Below are 20,009 nucleotides of genomic sequence, written 5' to 3'. Positions count from 1 at the left end.
AGGCCAGTCGGCCGGAAATTGAAAACGGGCTCAGGGCTTGCGCAGCAGGCGCTGCAGCTGGCTGTCGAACCAGGCGCTGAACGCCGGGGTGGGCTGCGCCTCGACGGCCAGGTACCACCAGTCGTCAGCGGCGAAGGCCCGGCATTTCACCGCATCCTTCTCGGTCATGACCAACGGCAGCGGCGGGCTGAACGCCAGGCTCTGGGCGCTGAACTGCGCATGGTCGGCAAAGGGGTGCGGTACCGGCTGCCAGTTTAGCCCCAGCAGGGTATTGAAGAAACGTTGCGGGTTGCCGATACCGGCCACCGCGTGCAGACGCTGGCCGGCTGGAAAGTGATCAAGCGCCCGGCGTTCGCCACTGCGCAGGTTGACCAGCGCGGACGGTTGCAGGCAAAAGCCAAAACCCTCGGCGCGGTCTGTGCTGGCACCATTGAACAGCACTGCGTCGGCGTCGTTCAGGCGTTCTGCGGGCTCGCGCAAGGGGCCGGCCGGCAGGCAACGGCGATTGCCCAGGCCCCGTGCGGCATCAATCAGTACCAGTTCCAGATCACGGGCAAGGCGGTAGTGCTGCATGCCGTCGTCGCACAGGATCAGGTCGAGCGGTTCGCTGGCCAACAACGCCTGCACGGCGCGGGAACGGTCGGGGTCGATCATCAGTGGCACGCCAGTGCGCTGCACGATCAGCAGTGGCTCATCACCGGCCTGCTCGGCGGCCTGGTCAGCCTGCACACGCCAGGGCAACTGCGGCGGCTTGGCGCCATAGCCACGGCTGACCACACCCACCTTCAGCCCCTGCTGACGGCAGTGCTCGATCAGCCAGAGGATCATTGGCGTTTTGCCGGTACCCCCGACGGTGATATTGCCCACCACGATGACCGGCACCGGCGCCCGGTAGCTGGCACTTTCACCGCTGAGAAAACGCGCCCGTTTACGTGTGACCACGCGGCGGTACAGCGCCTCTAGCGGGCGCAGCAGCGCCAGCGCCGGGTGCCCGGCGTACCAGGCGGCGAGCAAACGGTCGGCGAAAGCCATCAAGGCGTGCCCTGGGCCGCCTCGACGGTGGTCATGCGCAACTGGCTGAAACCGAGCTTGCCGGCGGCATCCATTGCAGTGACCACAGCCTGATGCGGCGTCTTGCCGTCGGCGCTGATGGCCAGCGGCAGCTTGTTGTCGCCGCCCGATTCACGCTCGATGGCTTCGCTCAAGGTGGCCAGGTCGCTTTTGGGCAGCAGGTGATTATTCACCGAATACACGCCCTCAGCGCTGATGGTGATTTCCACCAGCTTGCCCTGGTCGGCCGGCGCCTGCTCGGCGCTGGCGGCTTCGGGCAGCTCGACACGCAGCTGAGTCTCGCGGGTAAAGGTGGTGGTAACCACGAAGAACAGCAGCAGGACGAACACCACGTCGATCAGCGACGCCAGGTTGATGTCGACGTTCTCCCGCTGGCGATTGCGCCGGAACTTCACGCCTTGCCTCCGGCCACTTCCACTTCACGGTCGCCCTGGATCACTTCCACCAGCTTGATCGCTTCCTGCTCCATGCCGACCACCAGTTCATCGATGCGGCGCAGCAGGAAACGGTGGAAGAACACGGCCGGGATACCGACCATCAGGCCTGCAGCGGTGGTCACCAGGGCCTTGGAGATCCCCCCGGCCAGTACGGCGGCGTTGGCGGTCATCTGCGAGCCCATGAAGGCACTGAAGATGTCGATCATGCCCAGCACGGTGCCCAGCAGGCCCAGCAGCGGGGCCATGGCGGCAATGGTGCCGAGGGTGCTGATGTAGCGCTCCAGTTCGTGGATGACGCGCGAGGCGGCTTCCTCGATGCACTCTTTCATGATTTCACGACCGTGACGCGAGTTGGCCAAGCCAGCGGCGAGGATTTCGCCCAGCGGCGAATCGGCGCGCAGGGCCTTGAGCTTGTCACTGGTCAGTTGCTTGTCCTTGATCCACATCCACACCTGGCCCAGCAGGTGCGGCGGGGTGACGCGACTGGCGCGCAGGGTCCACAGGCGCTCGACGACGATAGCCATGGCAGCGATGGAACTCAGAATGATCGGCAGCATCATCCAACCACCGGACTTGACCAATTCCCACACAGTAAACGCCCCTTCGGAAAAAGGCCGCCACTCTACCATAGGCGCGCCGAGGGCTCATCTGCCGGAGGTCAGGGAATTGGCCTGCCTCGGTTTCTGACTTGAGCTTTCAGGTGCCTTTACCCGCGAAAGGGCCCTGTCAGCCACCGCCAACATCACGCCAGAATCGCCGCTGCCTGCGCACACCCTCAACCCCCTCCTGCCGCCCCAGCACCAACCGCAACGCCCCCTCCACCGCCGTATCATGTATCGCCACCCCATACCGCCGATAGCGCTCGACCACCTGCACATGCGGGTGCCCGAAGCTATTGTTGCGCCCCCGCGAAATCAGCACCCCGCGCGGCGCCGTGGCACGGATGAAGGCCTCGCTGGACGAGCTGCGGCTGCCATGGTGTGGCGACTGCAACCAGTCGACCCTCGGCGTCTCGGCGGCAGCCAGCCAGGCCCGTTCGGCACCGGCTTCCATATCCCCCGCCAGCAGCAAGCGCTCGCCCTGCGCCTCGACCATCAGCACGCATGAGCGGTCATTGCTGCTCTGTCCGTCGGCCCAGCGCCATAGCGAAAATCGCACGCCATCCCAGTCCCATCGCTCGCCGCTGACACAAGGTTGCAACGGAACATCGTTCAGCGCTTCCCCACCGATTATCCGCCGCACCGGCAGACCTCGCTGGATGGCGGCAGCGCCGCCCGCATGATCAGCATGGGCGTGGCTGACCAGCATCACGTCAAGGCCCGCCACCCCCAGCTTGCGCAGGGTCGGCAGCACCACCCGCTCGCCCAGGTCACTGTCACCCTTGGCCGGCCCGGCATCGTAAAGCAGGTTGTGATGGCGGGTGCGCAACAGCACTGCCAGCCCTTGGCCGACGTCCAGTTGCCAGACTTCGACCTGCCCAAGCGGCACCGCCTCCCTCGGCACCCACAGGGCCAACAGCATCACGCCCCCCAACCCACGCAACGGCACGCCCCGAGGCAGCAGCACCAACAGCGCCCCCAGGCAAACCAGTAACCAGGCCCACACTGGCAATGCCGCCGGCATCCAGGCCGGGCGCTGTTGCGCCACCAACGCCAACCCTCGGAACAACAGGTCCAGCAGCCCGCCCGCCAGCCATAACAACGCCTCCCCTACCCCGGGCAATGGCAGCAGCACCGTGCCCAGCAGCGCCATCGGCAACACCGCCAGGCTGATCCACGGCACCGCTACCAGATTGGCCAACGGCGCACTCAAGCTCACCGGCAGGCCAGTCGCCAACAACACTGGCAGCAAACCGATGGCGATGACCCATTGCGCCCGTGTCCAGGCTTGCCAGGGCCGCCAGCCCCCTAGCCGGGCACTGAAGCAATAGATAAGCGTGGCGACTGCGGTAAACGACAGCCAGAACCCCGGCAACAGCGCCGCCAGCGGTTCGACCAGCAACACCACGACCAGCGCCAGCAACAGCGGCAACAGTGCACCGAGGTGGCGAAAACGCAGACGCCAGAGCAACACCACGGCCAACATCAGGCAGGCGCGCTGCACCGGCACGCCCGCACCGGCCAGCCAACCGTAGGCCAGTGCTGCGGTCATGGCCAGGCCACACGCCCAGGGCAACCAGGGCAGCCGTGCAGGCCACAACCCCCAGCGCGCCAGCCCGGCAACCAGGCCATACAGCAAACCGGCGACCAGGCCGATATGCTGGCCAGAAATCACCAGCAGGTGCACCGTGCCGGTGGCCTGCAACGTCTGCCAGTCTTCCCGGGCCAGGCCCGCCCCGTCACCCAACACCAGCGCCACCAACGCCGCCGTTCGGCCATTGGCCTCGACTGCGAGCAAGCGCTGACGCAGCGCATCGCGCCAACCACCGGTTACTGGCGCCAGCAGCTGCCCCGCCTTGACCGTGCCCGTGGCACCCACCCGCCGCGCCAGCAACTGCGCCTCGCGGTCTGGCCCATGCGGGTTCGACAGCCCGGCCGGACGCTGCAAGGTCACGGCCAGCCGCCACTGCTCGCCCGCCCGCAGAGGCGGCCCGCCGAACCAGCTCAGTTGCAGGCGCTGCGGCAGCTCGGCCCGCCGCGAGCGTGCCGCGTCCAGCTCGAAGCGCACGCCTTGTGCCGTTCGGGCCGGCAAGCCGACCACCCGCCCTTCCAGCCACAAGGTGCGGCCATCCAGGCCGGCAGCCAGGCGATCATCAAGGGCCTGCTGGGCAGACCCGCAAGCCCAGCACAGGCCCAGCAGAAAGCAGCCCAACGGCCACACGCGGGTGAACAGGCTGGCGACAGCGCAGGCAGCCAGCGCGATCAACCATCCGACCGATGGCAATGCGGGGAGAAAGCCCAGGCACAACAGCCCGAGCGCGAGCGCAAACATCCCTGTGCGCATGAGGTAGAGCTCCAGAAGGCAAATCACCCTCTGAGGCATAGCCCAATTGCCGGCAACCCTTGCTCAACAATTGTCACAAACTCTAAACGAGGCTGAATCCGAATCAAGGCATACTGCCCGGATCAACGCTCCGGGAGCCTACATGCCGCGCCGACTTTTCAAACGCTACATGCCGGACCCGACCAGCATTCGGGAACACAAGTCCTTACGCTTTTTCGGCAAGCTGCTGCACGACCCGAACCTCTGGCACCTGAACCGTCATTCAGTGGCACGGGCCATGGGTGTGGGCCTGTTTGCGGCGTTGATCCCGATGCCGGCGCAAATGCTGCTGGCCGCCGCGCTGGCCATTCCGGTGCGCGGTAACCTGCCGATTGCCGTCAGCCTGGTGTGGCTGACCAACCCGCTGACCATGCCGCCGGTGTTCTTCGTCACCTACATGACCGGCGCCTGGCTGATGCAGGTGCCGCCGCGCACCCTGCCCGACGAGCTGACCTTCCAATGGATCACCGACCAGCTGTCGACGCTGTGGCAACCTTTCCTGCTCGGTTCGGTGGTGTGCGGCGTGGTGCTGGGCATCGCCGGCTACTTCGCCACCATGCTGTACTGGCGCTGGTGGGTGGGCCGGCAGTGGCGCCGTCGCCAATGCCGGTGCAAGGCCTCAGGCCCGCATGCCGCGGCCGCTGACCAGCAAGCGAACGCACACCCCATAGAGCACTGCGGTGGCGACCAACATGAAGGTGATCGCCGTGCCAATGCTGATATCCGACACCCCTAGAATGCCGTAGCGGAACGAGTTGACCATGTGCAGCACCGGGTTGGCCAGCGACACGGTCTGCCAGAACGGCGGCAGCAGGTTGATCGAGTAGAACACCCCGCCCAGGTAGGTCAGCGGCGTCAGCACGAAGGTGGGGATGATCGAAATATCGTCGAAGTTGCGCGCAAACACCGCATTGACGAAGCCCAGCAGCGAGAAGATGGTGGCCGTCAGCAGCACCACAGCCACGGTCACGCCCAGGTGATGCACCTGCAGGTCGGTGAAGAACATCGACAGGAGGGTCACGATCACCCCCACCGCCAGCCCGCGCAGCACGCCACCCAGCACATAACCCACGAGAATGGTGTGCGGCGATACCGGCGACACCATCAGTTCTTCGATCGAGCGCTGGAACTTGCTGCCGAAGAAGCTCGACACCACGTTGCCGTAGGAGTTGGTGATCACCGACATCATGATCAGCCCCGGCACGATGTACTGCATGTAGGTAAAGCCGCCCATGTCGCCGATCTGCCGACCGATCAGGTTACCGAAGATGACGAAGTACAGCACCATGGTGATGGCTGGCGGCAGCAAGGTTTGCGGCCAGATGCGCAAGAACCGCCGCACTTCGCGGTAGACGATGGTGTTCAGGGCGACCCAGTTGGTGCGCAGTTCCACACTCATACGGCCACCTTCGACAGGTTTTTTTCCACCAGGGACACGAACAGCTCCTCAAGCCGGTTGGTTTTGTTGCGCAGGCTTTGCACCTCGATGTTCTGCAGCGCCAGCTGGCCGAACAGTGCGGTGATGCCAATGTCCTTTTCCACTTGCACCTCAAGGGTGTGCGGGGTCAGCAGCCGGCACGGGTAGCCTTGCAGCACCGGCGCGCTGGCCAGGTCCTGCTTGAGGTCGAGCACGAAGGTTTCGACATGCAGCTTGCCCAGCAACTGGCGCATGCTGGTGTTCTCGACGATGGTGCCGTGGTCGATGATGCCGATGTTACGGCACAGCTGCTCAGCCTCTTCCAGGTAGTGGGTGGTGAGGATGATGGTGATGCCTTTCTGGTTAAGCTCGGTGAGGAAGCTCCACATCGAGCGGCGCAGTTCGATGTCCACACCTGCGGTGGGCTCGTCGAGAATGAGCAGGCGCGGCTCGTGGATCAGTGCGCGGGCGATCATCAAGCGGCGCTTCATGCCACCCGACAGCGAACGCGACTGCACATCACGCTTGTCCCACAGGCCCAGCTGGGTCAGGTACTGTTCGGCGCGCTCCTTGGCCACCTTGGGTGGGATGCCGTAGTAGCCGGCCTGGGTCACGACGATGTCGAAGGTTTTCTCGAACTGGTTGAAGTTGAATTCCTGCGGCACCACGCCCAGGCAGCGCTTGAGCGCCGAAGGCTCGCGGTCCAGGTCATGGCCGAACACATTGACCGTGCCGCTGGTTTTGTTCACCAGGGTGGACAGGATGCCGATGGTGGTGGATTTGCCGGCGCCGTTAGGGCCGAGCAAGGCGAAGAAGTCGCCTTCGGCAACATCAAGGTCGATGCCTTTGAGGGCCTGAAAGCCGTTGCCGTAGGTCTTGGTGAGCTGTCGGATGGACAGGGCGGAACTCATAGCGGGTCACTTACCGAAAAAAAGGTGCAGGACACGCCAGGTAAAGTCACTGGCGCAGTGAGTGCGGCCATGGTGCAAGGCCAGGCCGCACAAGTACAGTCACATCTATTGATAATGACTATCGAAGCAGGGTCAGGTGAGCGCTGTCATCACCGCGGCCTGATAGGCCGGGCGCTGTTTCAGGCGCTCATACCAGGCTTCCAGGTGGTACATGGCCGGGCGCTCGATGGGCATTTCGAACCAGGCATAGATGAAGCTGCCCAGTGGGATGTCGCCCATGCCGATCTGGTCACCGGACAGGTAAGGCTGTTTGGCCAGGGTTTCGTCGGCGATGGCCAGCAACTGGGCGCATTGCTTGTGCGCGGCGTTGATCGCCACCCAGTCGCGCTGGTCTTCCGGGGTGCGCAGCAGGCCCCAGAACAACGGGCGGAACGGTGCAGCGAAGGATGAGGTGGTCCAGTCCATCCACTTGTCGGCCAGGGCGCGTTGACGTGGGTCTTCCAGGTACCAGCCCTGCTCGGCGCCGTATTCGGCGCACAGGTAGCGGACGATGGTGTTGGACTCCCACAGGGTCAGGTCGCCGTCTTCGAGCATGGGCACCAGGCCGTTGGGGTTGCGGGCGCGGTAGTGCGGCTCGTTGACCACGCCGAAAGCACCGCCGGCGTCGATGGACTCGAAGTCCAGACCCAGCTCGTGGGCGATCCACAGCGCCTTGCGCACATTGCTCGAATTCTTGCGGCCCCAGATCTTCAGCATGGCAACGTCCTTAATGAATGCGGAGGTGGTGCAGTCTACTCCAGACATTCGCCGCCTGTACCGGCCCTTTCGCGGGCAAGCCCGCTCCCACAGGAATACCGTTGGCTTGAAGATTGTGATGATCCTGTGGGAGCGGGCGTGCCCGCGAAGAGGCCGGTACAGGCAAACAAAGAACTGAAACTCCGGCAGCCACACCCTGTCACTGTTCTGAAGCTGCCGTTCACAGCGTTGCGTCTAAGCTGTCTGGGACGGCTAAAGCCCCCTGGTTCCAAGGAGGACCGATTATGTTGCTGTTGTGGTTGGTGGTGCTGGTAATCGGCGCGGCATATCTCACGCACCGGCGCCTCGCGCCTTTGCAAATACTGGGCATCATGGCGGCCTATGTGCTGCTGATGGGCATTTTCAGCAGTGCGCCCGGCTGGCTATTGGCCCTGATCTGGGTGGTGCTGGCACTGAAAATCGCCCTGGTGGCACTGCCGGACTGGCGCCGCAAAGTGTTCACCGGCCCGGTATTCAGCTGGTTCCAGCGTACCCTGCCGCCCATGTCGCAAACCGAGCGCGAGGCAATCGACGCCGGTACGGTCTGGTGGGACGGCGAGCTGTTCAGCGGCCGCCCCGACTGGCGCACCTTGCTGGCCTACCCGGCACCGAAGCTGACCGAGGAAGAGCAGGCCTTCATCGACGGCCCCACTGAGGACCTGTGCGCCATGGTCAGCGACTGGCAGATCGGCCAGGACCTGGACCTGCCGCCCGAAGCCTGGGCACACATCAAGCAGCATGGCTTCTTCGCCCTGATCATCCCCGAGGAATACGGCGGCAAAGGTTTCTCCGCCTACGCCCACTCCCAGGTGGCGATGAAACTGGCCACGCGCAGCGGCGACCTGGCGTCCACGGTAATGGTGCCCAACTCGCTCGGCCCGGCCGAATTGTTGCTGCACTACGGCACCGACGAACAACGTAACCACTACCTGCCGCGCCTGGCCCGTGGCGATGACATTCCCTGCTTCGCGCTCACCGGCCCGTTGGCCGGCTCCGACGCAGGTGCAATGCCCGACACCGGGGTCATCTGCAAAGGCCAGTGGAACGGCGAAGAGGTCATCGGCCTTCGCCTGAACTGGGAAAAACGCTACATCACGCTAGGGCCGGTCGCTACCCTGCTGGGCCTGGCGTTCAAGGCCTACGACCCGGATCACCTGCTGGGCGAGGAAGAAGAACTGGGCATCAGCCTCGCACTGATCCCAACCGAAACCCCCGGCGTGGATATCGGCAAACGCCACCTGCCGCTGGGCGCCGCCTTCATGAACGGCCCTAATAGCGGCAAGGACGTTTTCGTGCCGCTGAGCTTCCTGATCGGCGGCCAGGCCATGCTCGGCAAGGGCTGGATGATGCTGATGAACTGCCTGTCTGTTGGCCGTTCCATCTCACTGCCCGCCGTGGGCACTGGTGCTGCCAAGTACACCAGCCTGGTCACTGGCCAGTACGCCAACATCCGCGAGCAATTCAACGTGCCGCTGGCAGCCTTCGAAGGTATACAGGAATCACTGGCACGCATCGGCGGCAATGCCTGGCTAATGGATAGCGCCCGCCTGCTGACGGCCAAAGCTGTGGACTTGGGCGAAAAGCCTTCGGTGTTGTCGGCGATTCTCAAGTACCACCTCACTGAACGTGGGCGCGAATGTATCCAGCACGCCATGGACGTGCACGGCGGCAAGGGCATCATCATGGGGCCCAACAACTACCTGGGTCGCAACTGGCAAGGGGCGCCGATCTTCATCACGGTCGAGGGCGCGAACATTCTCTCGCGCAACTTGATGATCTTCGGCCAAGGCGCCATCCGCTGCCATCCGTTCGTGCTGAAAGAAATGGCTTTGGCTGGCCGTGATGACCGGGAGCAGGCACTGAAAGAATTCGACGACCTGCTGATGAAACACATCATGTTCGCGGCCGGTAACGCCGCCAGCACGCTGGTGTTCAACCTGGGCCTTGGGCGCTTCGAGCCAGTACCCGGGGATGCCTTGAGCCAGGGTTACTTCCGTGCCCTCAATCGGCAGGCCGCCGCCTTCGCCCTGCTCGCCGACCTGTCGATGATGCTGCTGGGCGGCGCACTCAAGCGCCGCGAACGCCTGAGTGCGAGGCTGGGCGATGTATTGAGCTACCTGTACCTGTCCAGTGCCGCGCTCAAGCGCTACCACGACCTGGGCTCACCCGAGCACATGCAGCCACTGCTGCGCTGGGCCCTGGAAGAAAGCCTGGGCCAGGCGGAAAAGGCGTTGGACCGGCTGCTCGACAACTTCCCCAACCGTTTCGTCGGTTGCGCACTGCGCGTGCTGGTGTTCCCCTTTGGCCGTCGCCATACCGGGCCGAGCGATGAACTGGATGCCGAGGTGGCAGCACTGATCGGCCGCAGCAAGGGCGACCCGGCGCTGGAGGAGTTGCTTGCCGGATGCTTTAGACCACAAGCCGAGGGCGACCCGGTAGCAGCACTGCAGCGGGCCTGCGACCTTCTGGACGAAGCCACGCCACTGCACAAAGTGCTGCATCAGGCGATTAAGGAGAGCAACGTTTATCCAGCTCCCGGGCAGTCAGTGATCGATGCCGCCGTCGCGAGTGGGGCACTGCAAGCTGAGGAGGGGTACCGGTTGCATGCGGCGGAACAGGCACGACGGGCGGTGATCGATGTGGATGCATTCGACAAAGAAATGCTGAGGCTGACACAGGGCAGAATCCGCTAAACATCAATTGACTTGGCGCCAATCGGGCCCTGTGCTCGCTTGGCGCCAGCGCTCGCACGCCTGCTTCAGTCATTGAAGAATTTAACGGCTTGGGTCGCTGAATATAGAGGGACAGGAATAACCGTGACCGCCCAGTACAACAATCGGCTACTGCTCAGATCGCGCCCTGCAATGACGCTTACGGTCGAAGGGGCCGAGTTTCCCGGGGTGAAAACCCCGGCGTTGGAAACCGAACCGCCGCCATGGAGGGTAGACCACTCCGTTTCACCAGCAGACACGGGCATATCCTTGCCTTCGTCCACATTGTAGTACCACAACTGGAGGGTCAACTTGCCGTTAACAACAGAGTATTTAATATAGTGCGTTTGCTTGGCGTATAACGTGACAAATGTAGAAAGGGCAGAATTACCATTCACCGTTACTTTGATGACATCGAACACTGCTCGTTCCCTGACCGTCTCCACCTGCGCTGGCTTCTCCAACGTCTTCCGAACATCTTCGTATATTACAGATGGCGCCTGAGAAGGCGGCGGCACATAATAGCAAGCGCTATCGCTTTTCTCCAGCGCTCCATGCTGGTCGCCAACAAATACTATCGTGGCGTTTTTCAAATCGGATATTTCCATCAGCTCTTTTTCAAACCCCGCGCCGACTATGCACATCAACGGGCTTACTGATACCGGATCACCTGCAACGCCTATATCAGCATCTTCCATGGCAGCACTGCGCTTACGCTTGTATCCAAAGTTAAAGAGTATTGATGCCGCTTCATCATGGGATGGGTCTACCAGGGCCGTTCCTTCCGGCACCATCAAGGACGCCATCCACTCGCTGTCAAGGGGGCGCTGCGGAATCAGGATTTCCGGAAAGGCCGTAGCAAGGCTGCTAGCACTAAAACCCTGAAAGGAGCCCCATCCAAGGGCAGTGGACAACATGTCACTGCCCCTCACCAACTCTGCGGTTGAGGGCGACACAAGGCCATAATTGATACCCTCCAAGATTGCAACAGCGGGCACTAATGCCACATCTTGCAGCCAGGGGTTTTCCGGAGCTGCAAGCAAGTGATAAAGCACTACCTTTTTTTGCTCATTATAGTGCTCAGCCAATAGCCGCTGTTCGCTATCGTTTCCGCTGTAGGTATAGTCCACTGCACCGTTCCACACCAGACTCACCGCTCTATCTGCCAGTGTCGAGTAGACGATTTTAAAGCGCTCATTGTAAGTTGTAAAAGCGATGCTGATTGTCAACATCCAGTGACCGGGGCGTTCCATTGTCCGAACATAGCTCATCCAGGGGGCGCTCGCGCCCGGGTCTGTAGTGAGCGTGACTTCCGTTTCTCTCAGCGCCCGCTGCTCCAGGTCAAGGAACAAGGTAGCGCCAGAGCTTCTGTATGCCAACTTAGGCAGCCCCATCTGTAACTGTTTGAATTTCTTGGTGCCGGGGCCGGTTTGCCTGTCCAGATTGATCATTTCCCCTGGGGCATCGGACAATGCAGGGTAACGATCATGCCAAAGCGTATTGAGCATGCTCGTCCCAATTTCCATTGCCCCAAGAAACATTGGTGATTGCGATTCAGTACTCATTGCCCGTCTCCTCTGTAATCCCTATCAGATTCCCGATGCCAGCATGACCGGCATTGCCCGCCTTGAATACTGGCAAAAATGTCAGGTCAGCCCCCGCGACTGCTCGCTGGATCACAACGCGGTACAATGGCGGCATTGCCTCATGCCTAAGGACACATCCATGACAAACGCCTTCCAAAACTATCACCTGCAACTGCTCGAGCACGTGCGCAGCATCCTCGTAGCCCTTGAAAACGCCGAGCAGGTGCCTGAAGAAAGCCATGCGCTGTTTTTGGAGCGCTTCGATGAACTGCTTGCCCTGCTGCCCGTAGAACCGTTACAGAGCCAGTACCTTGGCCAAGACCTGATGTGCCAGGTCATCCAGCGTTACCCCCAGATCGCTCATCTGGTGCCTCGTGATCTGCTCTGGTTCTTTGGCGGTGACTGCCTGCACTTCATGCCTGACGCAGAGCTTGATCTGTATCAGCAACTGGAGGAGCTTCGCTACGAAGCAACGCAGCGCGGGCTGCCGTTTGACTGGAACGTGGAAAAACAGCAACTGCTCGCCTCGCGGCAGGCTGATTGATCACGGGAGTGGCAGCCCCCAAAAATCGCATTCCACCCTACTCTATAGCGAATTGACCTACAGATTTGGTTTCCGCATCGCAGTTAGTCTCTTCTCCGCGATCAGCCGGCGCTCCCCATGGCCTCGGCTGAAGCGCACAAAACTAACAACTAACCTTCAATCTGGAGCGCTCAATGAAACGTATTTTTGCACTGCTGGCTTTCGGCCTTGGCTGCAGCTCAGCCATGGCCAACACGGGTATCATCAACTTCGAAGGTACTGTAAGTGCCGGCGGCACTTGCCAGATCGACGTCGTCACGCCTGGCGGCCCTGGCCTGCCGAAAGTCTACTTGGGCGACTTCAGAACTTCAGACTTCACAGCAGTCGGGCAAAAAACCCGGCTCGAAAGGTTTGCCCTTCGCGTAGACCCTGCGAAGTGCCCCGTCACCGCTGGCGACGTTGCAGCAGTCACATACAGTGCCAACTATGGTGCTGACCCATCCGGCAAACTGTATCAACTGCAGAGTGGCATCGGTTATGCTTCCGGTATGGCCTTGGCGATCTTTGACAAGAGCAACGCTCAGCTCGACCCTGATGCAGAGTCGGTAGAATATGCACTGAGCGACACACAAGTTACCGATATGAACTTTACCGCCCAGTTGCACACAACTGCAGCGTCGGTAACTGAAGGGCACATTGCCACCAGCGTCAACTTCCTGGTCGATATTCGATAACTCGCCATGGCACAAGCGCAGCCTGCTGCGCTTGCTCTCTTACTCATTCATGACTTGCCTCAATGCCTAATTCACTCATTTTCCGTTTACTTCTACTCACTGGCCTGTCAAGCGGCATGATTGCCTCAGCCCAAGCCGCGCTTACCCTCAGCACTACACGCATCATTCAAGCAAGTGACAAGCAAAGCAGTTCCATCATCGTTGCCAACCCCAGCACTCAAACCTTTGCCGCACAGAGTTGGGTCAACACCGAAGCTGACGACAATATTACCGCCGTTCCACTCATTGCCACCCCCGCGCTATTCCGCCTTGCGCCGGGCAGTGAGCAGACTGTTCAGATCAATCAAATCCCGAATAATCTGCCCAAGGACAAGGAATCCTTGTTTTACTTCAATGTACAGGAAATTCCGCAAACCGATGGTGACCCGTCAAACACACTGACCATTGCCCTGCGCACCCGAATCAAACTACTTTACCGCCCCGCCGAACTGCAGGAACCCCTTGAGGATGGCCTGAAAAAACTGCAATGGTCCTTACAGCGACTTGACGGCAAAACTCAACTGGTTGTGCATAATCCCTCACCCTATCATTACACCTTCAGGCAGGCGCACCTGGAAAACGGCAGCACACGCAAGCGCATTGAAGCCCATAAAATGGTTGCCCCAGGTGGCACTCAGGCCTACCCCGTAGAAGCGTTTGCAATAACCCCCAAAATGCACGTGACTTTCACAACCATCAACGACTTTGGGGGCACCACTGCCGAAATGAGAGCTCCTGTTTCCGGCCCATGATAACCACGTCAAGACTGCAACTGAGGTCTCATTTCAGGGAAATTTACCCAACTGTACCCCTGATTGAAACTTACATTGACATGTACCGTGAACGGGTTATTAAGCAACAGTGTTGACAGGTACGACTTCAGCACCACCACATCGTTACGTGCGCCGATGCCGTTTTCAACATCGTCCGCCTCAATCGCATAGTTTTTCAAAACTTGGTGCGGCTCCGCCTCTTGGCCATTGCTCAGGGTCCCGGTCACCCAGATATCGACCCATTGCCCTTCCGCCATGAACTTCCAGGTTCCCAATGTCACCCGGTTACGCTCATCCGCATCGGACAACTTGAATATCCCGTTCCTCACGCCAGCCAGTTGAACGACCGGTAGGCCCCGGCTCAACGAACCAACAGTAAGGCCTACTGGCGGCGAAGGGTAATCGTGACGCTTGTCGCCCGAGACGACATAGTTGACCTGGATGGTCGTTGCGCCCTGTGCAGCCACCTTGTCTTCAGGAATTTCGAATTGACGCGAACGTCCCTGGTATTCGGTAGAGGTCGAGTAATACCCTGGGTCTCCGGGCTGGCCCCATTCCACCCGTAATGTTTCATCGGGGTAAACAACTGCTTCAGCCGGTACCTTTATGAGAAGGGGTAGAGCCAGATCATTGAGTGCCAAATGCAGGTTTTCCTGATCCCCCGTGGTTTGCTCGATGCTCAACAATGGCAGCGCTCGCAAGCCAGCCGACACACTCAGTTTAAAAGGCCTGGGGAACACACTGATATTGCCGGCTCGATCCTTGATGGCATAGTACACATAGCGGTCTCCGTCTCCTCGTTCAAGCACCAATGCGCCAGGGAAATCGATGTAGACCGGCCTGATAGTGTCTTCAAATGTCAGTTCATGTTTACCGGCCTCCATTTCCGCAAAGGGCTCGGTATCCCAATAATAGATAACCGTGTCACCTGCTTTGGGCGTGATATATCCAGGCACCTGGGTTCGCAGGCGTTGATCGTGGTTCCTCAGGTAGCGCTCCGTAAGCCCGTCACGTTCGATTTCTTCCGGGTCTTCAACGACCGTCAGAAGGCCCTGGCCTGCCCCCAATACAGGCGCCTGCAAGTCGATCAATACCTCCAGCGTCTTGGAAAGGCTCGTGTCAAGGTTGGCATTGGTTACTTCGTAACGCAGCACATGGGGGCCGTCAGTCAGCTTGTCCTTGGGAACACTCAGGATCAGATCCCCAGGCTGCACAGGGGCCTCCCAGGACCCTTGATCCACTTCTACCTCATCCCAGAGCAATTTCAGCAGTTCCGGCCTGCCAGGGCGTGGATCACTGACCGGCCACATGGGTACGATCACCTCCAGATCCTTCTCGGTAGCGCTGATGGGGAGCAGGTTGATGTCGCCACCCGGGATGTCGTCAAGCAAGTCAGTCACCGTGACAGCCTCTAGTAGCTCCTTGAACAACAGCTTCGACCACGGCTTTAGTAACCACTTTAACAACTTGTTTAGTAACGACTCATTGTCTGACATTTGGCTCATTTAGTGACTCCCACTAAAAAGGAGGCCCTAGGGCCTCCTGATGAGTACTTACCAGCTATACCGCACGCCAAGGTTCACACCCCAGGGCTGGTCGATATGTTCGCCGCGGCTGTGATCGATATCGGCATGCAGCTGCAGGCTTTGCGCTACGGTAACAGCCACACCGGCGCCCACCTCCAGGCGGGAGCCTGAGAGATCGTTGGAGAAGCGGTTTTCGTTGACCTTTACATCATTGTTGTTGATGAACTCGTGAGCGTAGGCAGCACGCAGGTAGGGTTGAACAATGCCACCCGCTGACATCTCGAAGTTGCGCCCGACTGTCGCACCAGCCTTGCCCAGCACGGACCGGACAGCGTCGCCTTGGGCCTGCAGGTCATTGTCCAGGTGATAGTCTTTACCTTGAATATAAGCGGTGGACCACTGGGTAAATGGCTCAACGAAATACCCTTGATCGAGCTCGATGTGACGACCGAACTCGGCCGACACGCCAACACCGTTGTTGCCGTAGTGGCCTTTGGTTTGTGCACCGTCACTCAAGGCAACCGTGGAGTCGTTGTCAAAGCGGTTCAACTTCACTACGCCGTCGAAGTAGTACCCGCTGACGCGGTCAAGCCAGGTGGTGTACATCCCGAGGTAGTAGCTGTCCACCTCACCACTGGTGCCGCCCTCCAGGTTCAGGTCCGAACGGCTGTAACCAGCCAATACACCCAGTAACCATTGACCATCACCAACCGGCAGCGGCGCATCTGCACCGAGGGAAAACCCGTGTTGGGTTTGTTTGTAAGCAACACCGGAACTTGCGGCAACATCAAACTTGTTGCCATAGGTCCGAACCCAGCCACCGGCCTTGCCATCATCCAGACGCAACTCGCCCATGCGGCTGCGCAAAGAGGTCAACTCGCCGTACCATACGGTTGGCGCAGTATTGAACAGCGCCAATACCGAGCGGGTGCCGGGGCTGATGATCTTGCTCGAACCGTCGAGGAACCAGTCGTCACCACGCTGTACCAATTCGTAGGAAAACGCCCCCAGGTCCACAGGCCCGTTAACCAACGAGAACGAGGCATCACCCCCGCCCGTATGCACCACCTGAAGCTGGTTTTCTGCTTGCGGCTCTGCACCACTGCTGCCGATCAGCAAGCTATGGCTGCCCGTGGCTGTGCCAGTGATATCAAGGAAATCGGTTTCCCCGGTGGCGAAGTTGGCATCCATTTCAAACGTGCCTTCACCTGACAGGTTGTCCAGCGTCAACCGATGGTATGCATCGGGCTGGCCAAACTGCACGGTCCCGCCAGCGAGCACCAGATCGCCGACCTTGGCGTCGTCAACCATCGTCCAGCGTGACTGATCGCCAATAGACAGTTTGCCGACATTTTCCAACTGGCCCGTGAGCGTAGCTTGCCGATCCAGTGATATGGCTGCACTGGACCCCTCCTCCACTTTTACGTTGCCCACCAGGTTGGCGTTCACTACAGCCAGGTCGGCACTCGACTGGTTGCGCACTTCGAGGAGGTTGCCATTGCTAGCGCTAAGCTGTGCGCCATTGCTGACCGTGATTTTGGCTGTGGCACCCCCTTCGGTCTCCCCATCCACCAGTATGGCCGAACCGTCTTTCCCGACGACTTGCGAACCATCCAGATCGATACGGGCCTCGCCGGCACGGCCATCGGTATTTACCAAAATACCTTCCTGTGCGCCGACGATCGTGCTGCCCTGCGCCTGGAGCCAGCCATTGAGCATGCGCACGCCGGCACTGCCCTGCCCTATGCCCTGTACCGTACTGCCATTGAGGTGCAGTTCTGAGTCACTGGCAATGAGCGCACCACCCTTCCTGCCGCTGATGTTACTGCCCGTAACCCACGCCTGCGAGCCGACGCCATTACTGCGGCCCAAGACAACGCCACGCTCATCGCTGGTGATGGTACTGCCATTGATGTCAGCGCGCGCGCTCCCCTCCATCAACACACCGTCCCTGGCCGATGTCACCGTGCTACCGTTGAGTTCCAGCGCCCCACTTTCACGCAGGAAGATCTGGTCCGTGCTGGCGCCGTTGCCCGTCAGCTTTGCACCGCCCTGAACCTGATAACTATCAGGCAAATTACTGCCATCGATGACCGTGTCACGGTCGACGATGACCTGCGCCACCGCCACATCCCCTACATACAAGCTTAACGGCAGCGCCGCCATGCAACACACCAGCCCATTGCGAACTTTAAATTTCTTGAAGTTACTTTTCATTTCCAAAATCTCATGCAGATCTAGAAGCAGGCACGTTAATGAGTGAATGAAACACATGAGTCGGTGCCGATCGCGAACAAGCTACAGGAAATAAATCCAGCCACTATAGGAAAAGCCTTACAAACTAGCGCGAATAGCCCTACGCTGCGCGACATCCTTTTCGCGCAGCATAAGTTAATTCAGATGCCACCACCTTGAGGATCACAAACACCAGAGGGTGGCATAAAGGAAAGCTCCACCTTGGCTTCAATCGAAGGTATGTCTCCCTTGGCCGTCTTTAGTGTATATTGCACATTTGCGCGAGAGCTATTGAACCTTGGGTCCGAGTTCCCTTCATGTGTGGGAAGCACATTGGTCTCGTAGGGGATCCGCCAGGTAAAGCCCGTGATCGGATGCTCACTATCTATAGCGATCGGAATGTCTAATGTGACAGCGTCAATTTCATCGAAACCTAAATCATCACTCTCGCCTCTGTACACCCACCACTTTGCTTGAATCTGCGTAAATGGAGAGAACTGATAATACTCAGTGAGGTCCGGAATCAACACCTCGACAGCGGGCCCGTCAGCATGATCGTTACTGCGTTGTATCGAAGTACAAGTAACCCTGCCATTTACCAAATGTTCGAATGTTGCGGCAACAGGTGTAATAGTGATTGCATCAACGGAGACAGGCGTAACTTTCGAGCGCACAGGGTTATGCACGCCTGGGCGTGAGGCCAAATAATCGACAAGTATAGCCGGGCCATTGCCACCCTTTTCGATGACAGCCCAAGGCACCTCTACCGATACCGTGTCACCTGGGCTGTCGGTGCCTGACACGGTGTAAGTCGCCGCTGGCTCACCTGCCCAATAGAATTCAAGTTCATCATCTTCCTCGACGAAGCTGTAGAGCTCAATTTCCAGATCGGCAATTAAACCCGCATCATCAGCATTCAATTCATTGTCGTCACTCGTGCCTCCCCTGCCCTTGACTACAACTTCTTTTAAACCGGGATGAATGGGCAGTGGCCATTCTGGATCGGGGCCACCTGGGTCCATGGTTTCGAAGTCTACGTTAATATCAGTATCAGCGCCGCCCACCGGATGGGTACCACGCATCAGGACATAGCTGACAGTGGTGGGCAGGGGCCCCTTGTTATTACCGTAAGCGCGCAGCAATACCTCATCGGATACTTTTACCGGGATATTCTCTTTAGTAGCAGACCCAACCGTTTCAGCCGGTAACGCTATGCCACCCCAACTCACCACCACAGTATCGGTGGCTTTCATATGTTCCTGCCAAGGGACCCATACTTCCACACCCAAATGAGCGTCAGCCTGGTCAATCAAAAAACCGTCAGCCGCAGTGGCCAACGGCACCACAGGGTCATCAAAGGTAGCAGGCAGTTCGCCCAACGCTACAGGAATACTGGTCCAGACAGACAACGCACTGATGTTGAGGGCCTTGTCGACCAGCAGGTAGAGGGCATACACCCCGCCATCCCCAACGGCGCGGATTTTATCTTCAGGAATCGATAGCTCCTGATCGGCACCTGTCGTAGGTAGCGCCACGATCGGTGGATCAAGGTCTTCAACCTTGTCTGGAAGGCGACTCATCCAGTACACCAAGACCTGATCGCCTTCTGCCCAGCTGGAATAGGCGGGTAGTTTCAACTTGGCACCCACTTTCAACGATTCATCGGTCACAACCGGGATATCAGGGAACTTGGGCGGCGCCGCATGCGAATAGGGCGGATTTCGGTCGAAAATCAGCGTCAGGGGTCCCGACCAGGAAGTATCCCCATTGATATTCATGACCCAACTTCTGAAATGGTGGGTGCCGTCCACTCGCAGCGCGTCTTGATCTTTAGGGATTACTACGGGATATGGATCAGGCGTACCGGGTTCGCGAAAATCGCCAACCTTTTCGTAAACCGTCGTCCACGTGGCACCATCCCTGGAGTGTTCAATGCGAAGCGTGTCTTCACGTGTCCTCACCCAGAGTGGCACGCTCAATACAAAGGGCAATGCAGGGTCAGCGGGACCGCCGCTTTCTTCAATTGTAAATTTTCTGTAGACCAATCCACTGGGTGGATCGGCCAGCATACTCCCATCAATTACCAAGTCTTCCATACCCGAATGAATTCGGGGATCAAGATGGGGCTTATGGTCTGCAAGCGAACGCAGGTACGCCTTACGCACGCGTTCGGAAGCACTGTACGCCTTGGAGTCACTCATGATGCGCCTCTGGTTTATCAGGTTGACGGGTAGCTGCGCTGCTGAAAGCATTCAAAGCCATCCCGGCA

The 20,009-nt window shown here is 59.5% G+C and carries 15 protein-coding genes and 1 pseudogene; 5 read left to right on the top strand and 11 right to left on the bottom strand.

Annotation, left to right across the window (positions count from 1 at the left end):
- Positions 1–30: 30 nt before the first annotated feature.
- From lpxK to N436_RS01285, 4 genes are all read right to left on the bottom strand, one after another.
- Complete coding sequence (lpxK, locus tag N436_RS01300) at positions 31–1,032, bottom strand: tetraacyldisaccharide 4'-kinase (RefSeq protein ID WP_110740230.1); 1,002 nt, start codon at positions 1,030–1,032, stop codon at positions 31–33.
- Entirely contained in the window at positions 1,032–1,466 is a 435-nt protein-coding gene (locus tag N436_RS01295) for a biopolymer transporter ExbD (protein ID WP_012271149.1), read from the bottom strand. The genes lpxK and N436_RS01295 overlap by 1 nt, the downstream gene beginning before the upstream one ends.
- Positions 1,463–2,098: a MotA/TolQ/ExbB proton channel family protein gene (locus tag N436_RS01290; RefSeq protein ID WP_016391244.1), complete on the bottom strand. Its 636-nt coding sequence runs from the start codon at positions 2,096–2,098 to the stop codon at positions 1,463–1,465. Before N436_RS01290 ends, N436_RS01295 begins: the two co-directional genes overlap by 4 nt.
- A gap of 136 nt (positions 2,099–2,234) precedes the next feature.
- Positions 2,235–4,451, bottom strand: a complete 2,217-nt coding sequence (locus N436_RS01285; protein WP_110740229.1) for a DNA internalization-related competence protein ComEC/Rec2 — start codon at positions 4,449–4,451, stop codon at positions 2,235–2,237.
- 142 nt (positions 4,452–4,593) lie between these two features.
- Between N436_RS01285 and N436_RS01280 the strand changes: the two are divergent.
- Positions 4,594–5,100: pseudogene (locus N436_RS01280) on the top strand (DUF2062 domain-containing protein); the annotation flags it as partial.
- A 9-nt stretch (positions 5,101–5,109) separates the two neighbouring features.
- Here N436_RS01280 and N436_RS01275 read toward each other — a convergent pair.
- The 3 genes from N436_RS01275 to N436_RS01265 all read right to left on the bottom strand — a co-directional run bounded on the left by N436_RS01275 (position 5,110) and on the right by N436_RS01265 (position 7,574).
- The gene (locus N436_RS01275; RefSeq protein ID WP_105945367.1) at positions 5,110–5,889 is read right to left on the bottom strand and encodes an ABC transporter permease; all 780 of its coding nucleotides are present in this window, start codon (positions 5,887–5,889) and stop codon (positions 5,110–5,112) included.
- Positions 5,886–6,818, bottom strand: coding sequence for an ABC transporter ATP-binding protein (locus tag N436_RS01270; protein ID WP_016715124.1), 933 nt, complete (start codon positions 6,816–6,818; stop codon positions 5,886–5,888). Before N436_RS01270 ends, N436_RS01275 begins: the two co-directional genes overlap by 4 nt.
- Positions 6,819–6,950: 132 nt before the next feature.
- Positions 6,951–7,574, bottom strand: coding sequence for a glutathione S-transferase (locus tag N436_RS01265; protein WP_110740228.1), 624 nt, complete (start codon positions 7,572–7,574; stop codon positions 6,951–6,953).
- Between the two features lie 284 nt (positions 7,575–7,858).
- Here N436_RS01265 and N436_RS01255 point away from each other — a divergent pair, with 284 nt between their 5' ends.
- Entirely contained in the window at positions 7,859–10,306 is a 2,448-nt protein-coding gene (locus tag N436_RS01255) for an acyl-CoA dehydrogenase (protein ID WP_110740226.1), read from the top strand.
- 65 nt (positions 10,307–10,371) lie between these two features.
- Here N436_RS01255 and N436_RS01250 read toward each other — a convergent pair whose 3' ends face one another.
- A complete protein-coding gene (locus N436_RS01250) occupies positions 10,372–11,889 on the bottom strand; it encodes a hypothetical protein (protein ID WP_146232405.1) in 1,518 nt (505 codons plus the stop codon).
- Positions 11,890–12,049: 160 nt separating this feature from the next.
- Here N436_RS01250 and N436_RS01245 point away from each other — a divergent pair, with 160 nt between their 5' ends.
- The 3 genes from N436_RS01245 (at position 12,050) to N436_RS01235 (ending at position 13,958) form a co-directional block, all read left to right on the top strand.
- Positions 12,050–12,454 carry a PA2817 family protein gene (locus N436_RS01245; protein ID WP_110740224.1) on the top strand — a complete coding sequence of 135 codons (405 nt, stop codon included), beginning with the start codon at positions 12,050–12,052 and terminating at the stop codon, positions 12,452–12,454.
- Positions 12,455–12,627: 173 nt separating this feature from the next.
- A complete protein-coding gene (locus N436_RS01240; protein ID WP_158261449.1) occupies positions 12,628–13,167 on the top strand; it encodes a fimbrial protein in 540 nt (179 codons plus the stop codon).
- Positions 13,168–13,229: 62 nt separating this feature from the next.
- Positions 13,230–13,958, top strand: a complete 729-nt coding sequence (locus N436_RS01235) for a molecular chaperone (protein ID WP_105945372.1) — start codon at positions 13,230–13,232, stop codon at positions 13,956–13,958.
- Between the two features lie 8 nt (positions 13,959–13,966).
- On the opposite strand, the gene N436_RS01230 is transcribed toward N436_RS01235, so the two are convergent.
- From N436_RS01230 to N436_RS01220, 3 genes are all read right to left on the bottom strand, one after another.
- Positions 13,967–15,484 carry a hypothetical protein gene (locus N436_RS01230; protein WP_105945373.1) on the bottom strand — a complete coding sequence of 506 codons (1,518 nt, stop codon included), beginning with the start codon at positions 15,482–15,484 and terminating at the stop codon, positions 13,967–13,969.
- 48 nt (positions 15,485–15,532) lie between these two features.
- Positions 15,533–17,722: an autotransporter outer membrane beta-barrel domain-containing protein gene (locus tag N436_RS01225; RefSeq protein ID WP_105945374.1), complete on the bottom strand. Its 2,190-nt coding sequence runs from the start codon at positions 17,720–17,722 to the stop codon at positions 15,533–15,535.
- Between the two features lie 179 nt (positions 17,723–17,901).
- On the bottom strand, positions 17,902–19,941 hold the full coding sequence (locus N436_RS01220) for a hypothetical protein (RefSeq protein ID WP_146232404.1): 2,040 nt from the start codon (positions 19,939–19,941) through the stop codon (positions 17,902–17,904).
- Between the last annotated feature and the right edge of the window lie 68 nt (positions 19,942–20,009).

The sequence above is a fragment of the Pseudomonas sp. RV120224-01b genome, from assembly GCF_003208145.1.
Taxonomy (GTDB): domain Bacteria; phylum Pseudomonadota; class Gammaproteobacteria; order Pseudomonadales; family Pseudomonadaceae; genus Aquipseudomonas; species Aquipseudomonas monteilii.
The sequence above is the reverse complement of the archived record's forward strand: the minus strand, read 5'-3'. Positions and strand labels throughout refer to the sequence as shown.

Coding starts and splice junctions, on each gene's coding strand:
- lpxK (WP_110740230.1), bottom strand. CDS start 1,032: ATGGCTTTCGCCGACCGTTTGCTCGCCGCCTGGTACGCCGGGCACCCG.
- N436_RS01285 (WP_110740229.1), bottom strand. CDS start 4,451: ATGCGCACAGGGATGTTTGCGCTCGCGCTCGGGCTGTTGTGCCTGGGC.
- N436_RS01275 (WP_105945367.1), bottom strand. CDS start 5,889: ATGAGTGTGGAACTGCGCACCAACTGGGTCGCCCTGAACACCATCGTC.
- N436_RS01270 (WP_016715124.1), bottom strand. CDS start 6,818: ATGAGTTCCGCCCTGTCCATCCGACAGCTCACCAAGACCTACGGCAAC.
- N436_RS01265 (WP_110740228.1), bottom strand. CDS start 7,574: ATGCTGAAGATCTGGGGCCGCAAGAATTCGAGCAATGTGCGCAAGGCG.
- N436_RS01255 (WP_110740226.1), top strand. CDS start 7,859: ATGTTGCTGTTGTGGTTGGTGGTGCTGGTAATCGGCGCGGCATATCTC.
- N436_RS01250 (WP_146232405.1), bottom strand. CDS start 11,889: ATGAGTACTGAATCGCAATCACCAATGTTTCTTGGGGCAATGGAAATT.
- N436_RS01245 (WP_110740224.1), top strand. CDS start 12,050: ATGACAAACGCCTTCCAAAACTATCACCTGCAACTGCTCGAGCACGTG.
- N436_RS01240 (WP_158261449.1), top strand. CDS start 12,628: ATGAAACGTATTTTTGCACTGCTGGCTTTCGGCCTTGGCTGCAGCTCA.
- N436_RS01235 (WP_105945372.1), top strand. CDS start 13,230: ATGCCTAATTCACTCATTTTCCGTTTACTTCTACTCACTGGCCTGTCA.
- N436_RS01230 (WP_105945373.1), bottom strand. CDS start 15,484: ATGAGCCAAATGTCAGACAATGAGTCGTTACTAAACAAGTTGTTAAAG.
- N436_RS01225 (WP_105945374.1), bottom strand. CDS start 17,722: ATGAAAAGTAACTTCAAGAAATTTAAAGTTCGCAATGGGCTGGTGTGT.
- N436_RS01220 (WP_146232404.1), bottom strand. CDS start 19,941: ATGAGTGACTCCAAGGCGTACAGTGCTTCCGAACGCGTGCGTAAGGCG.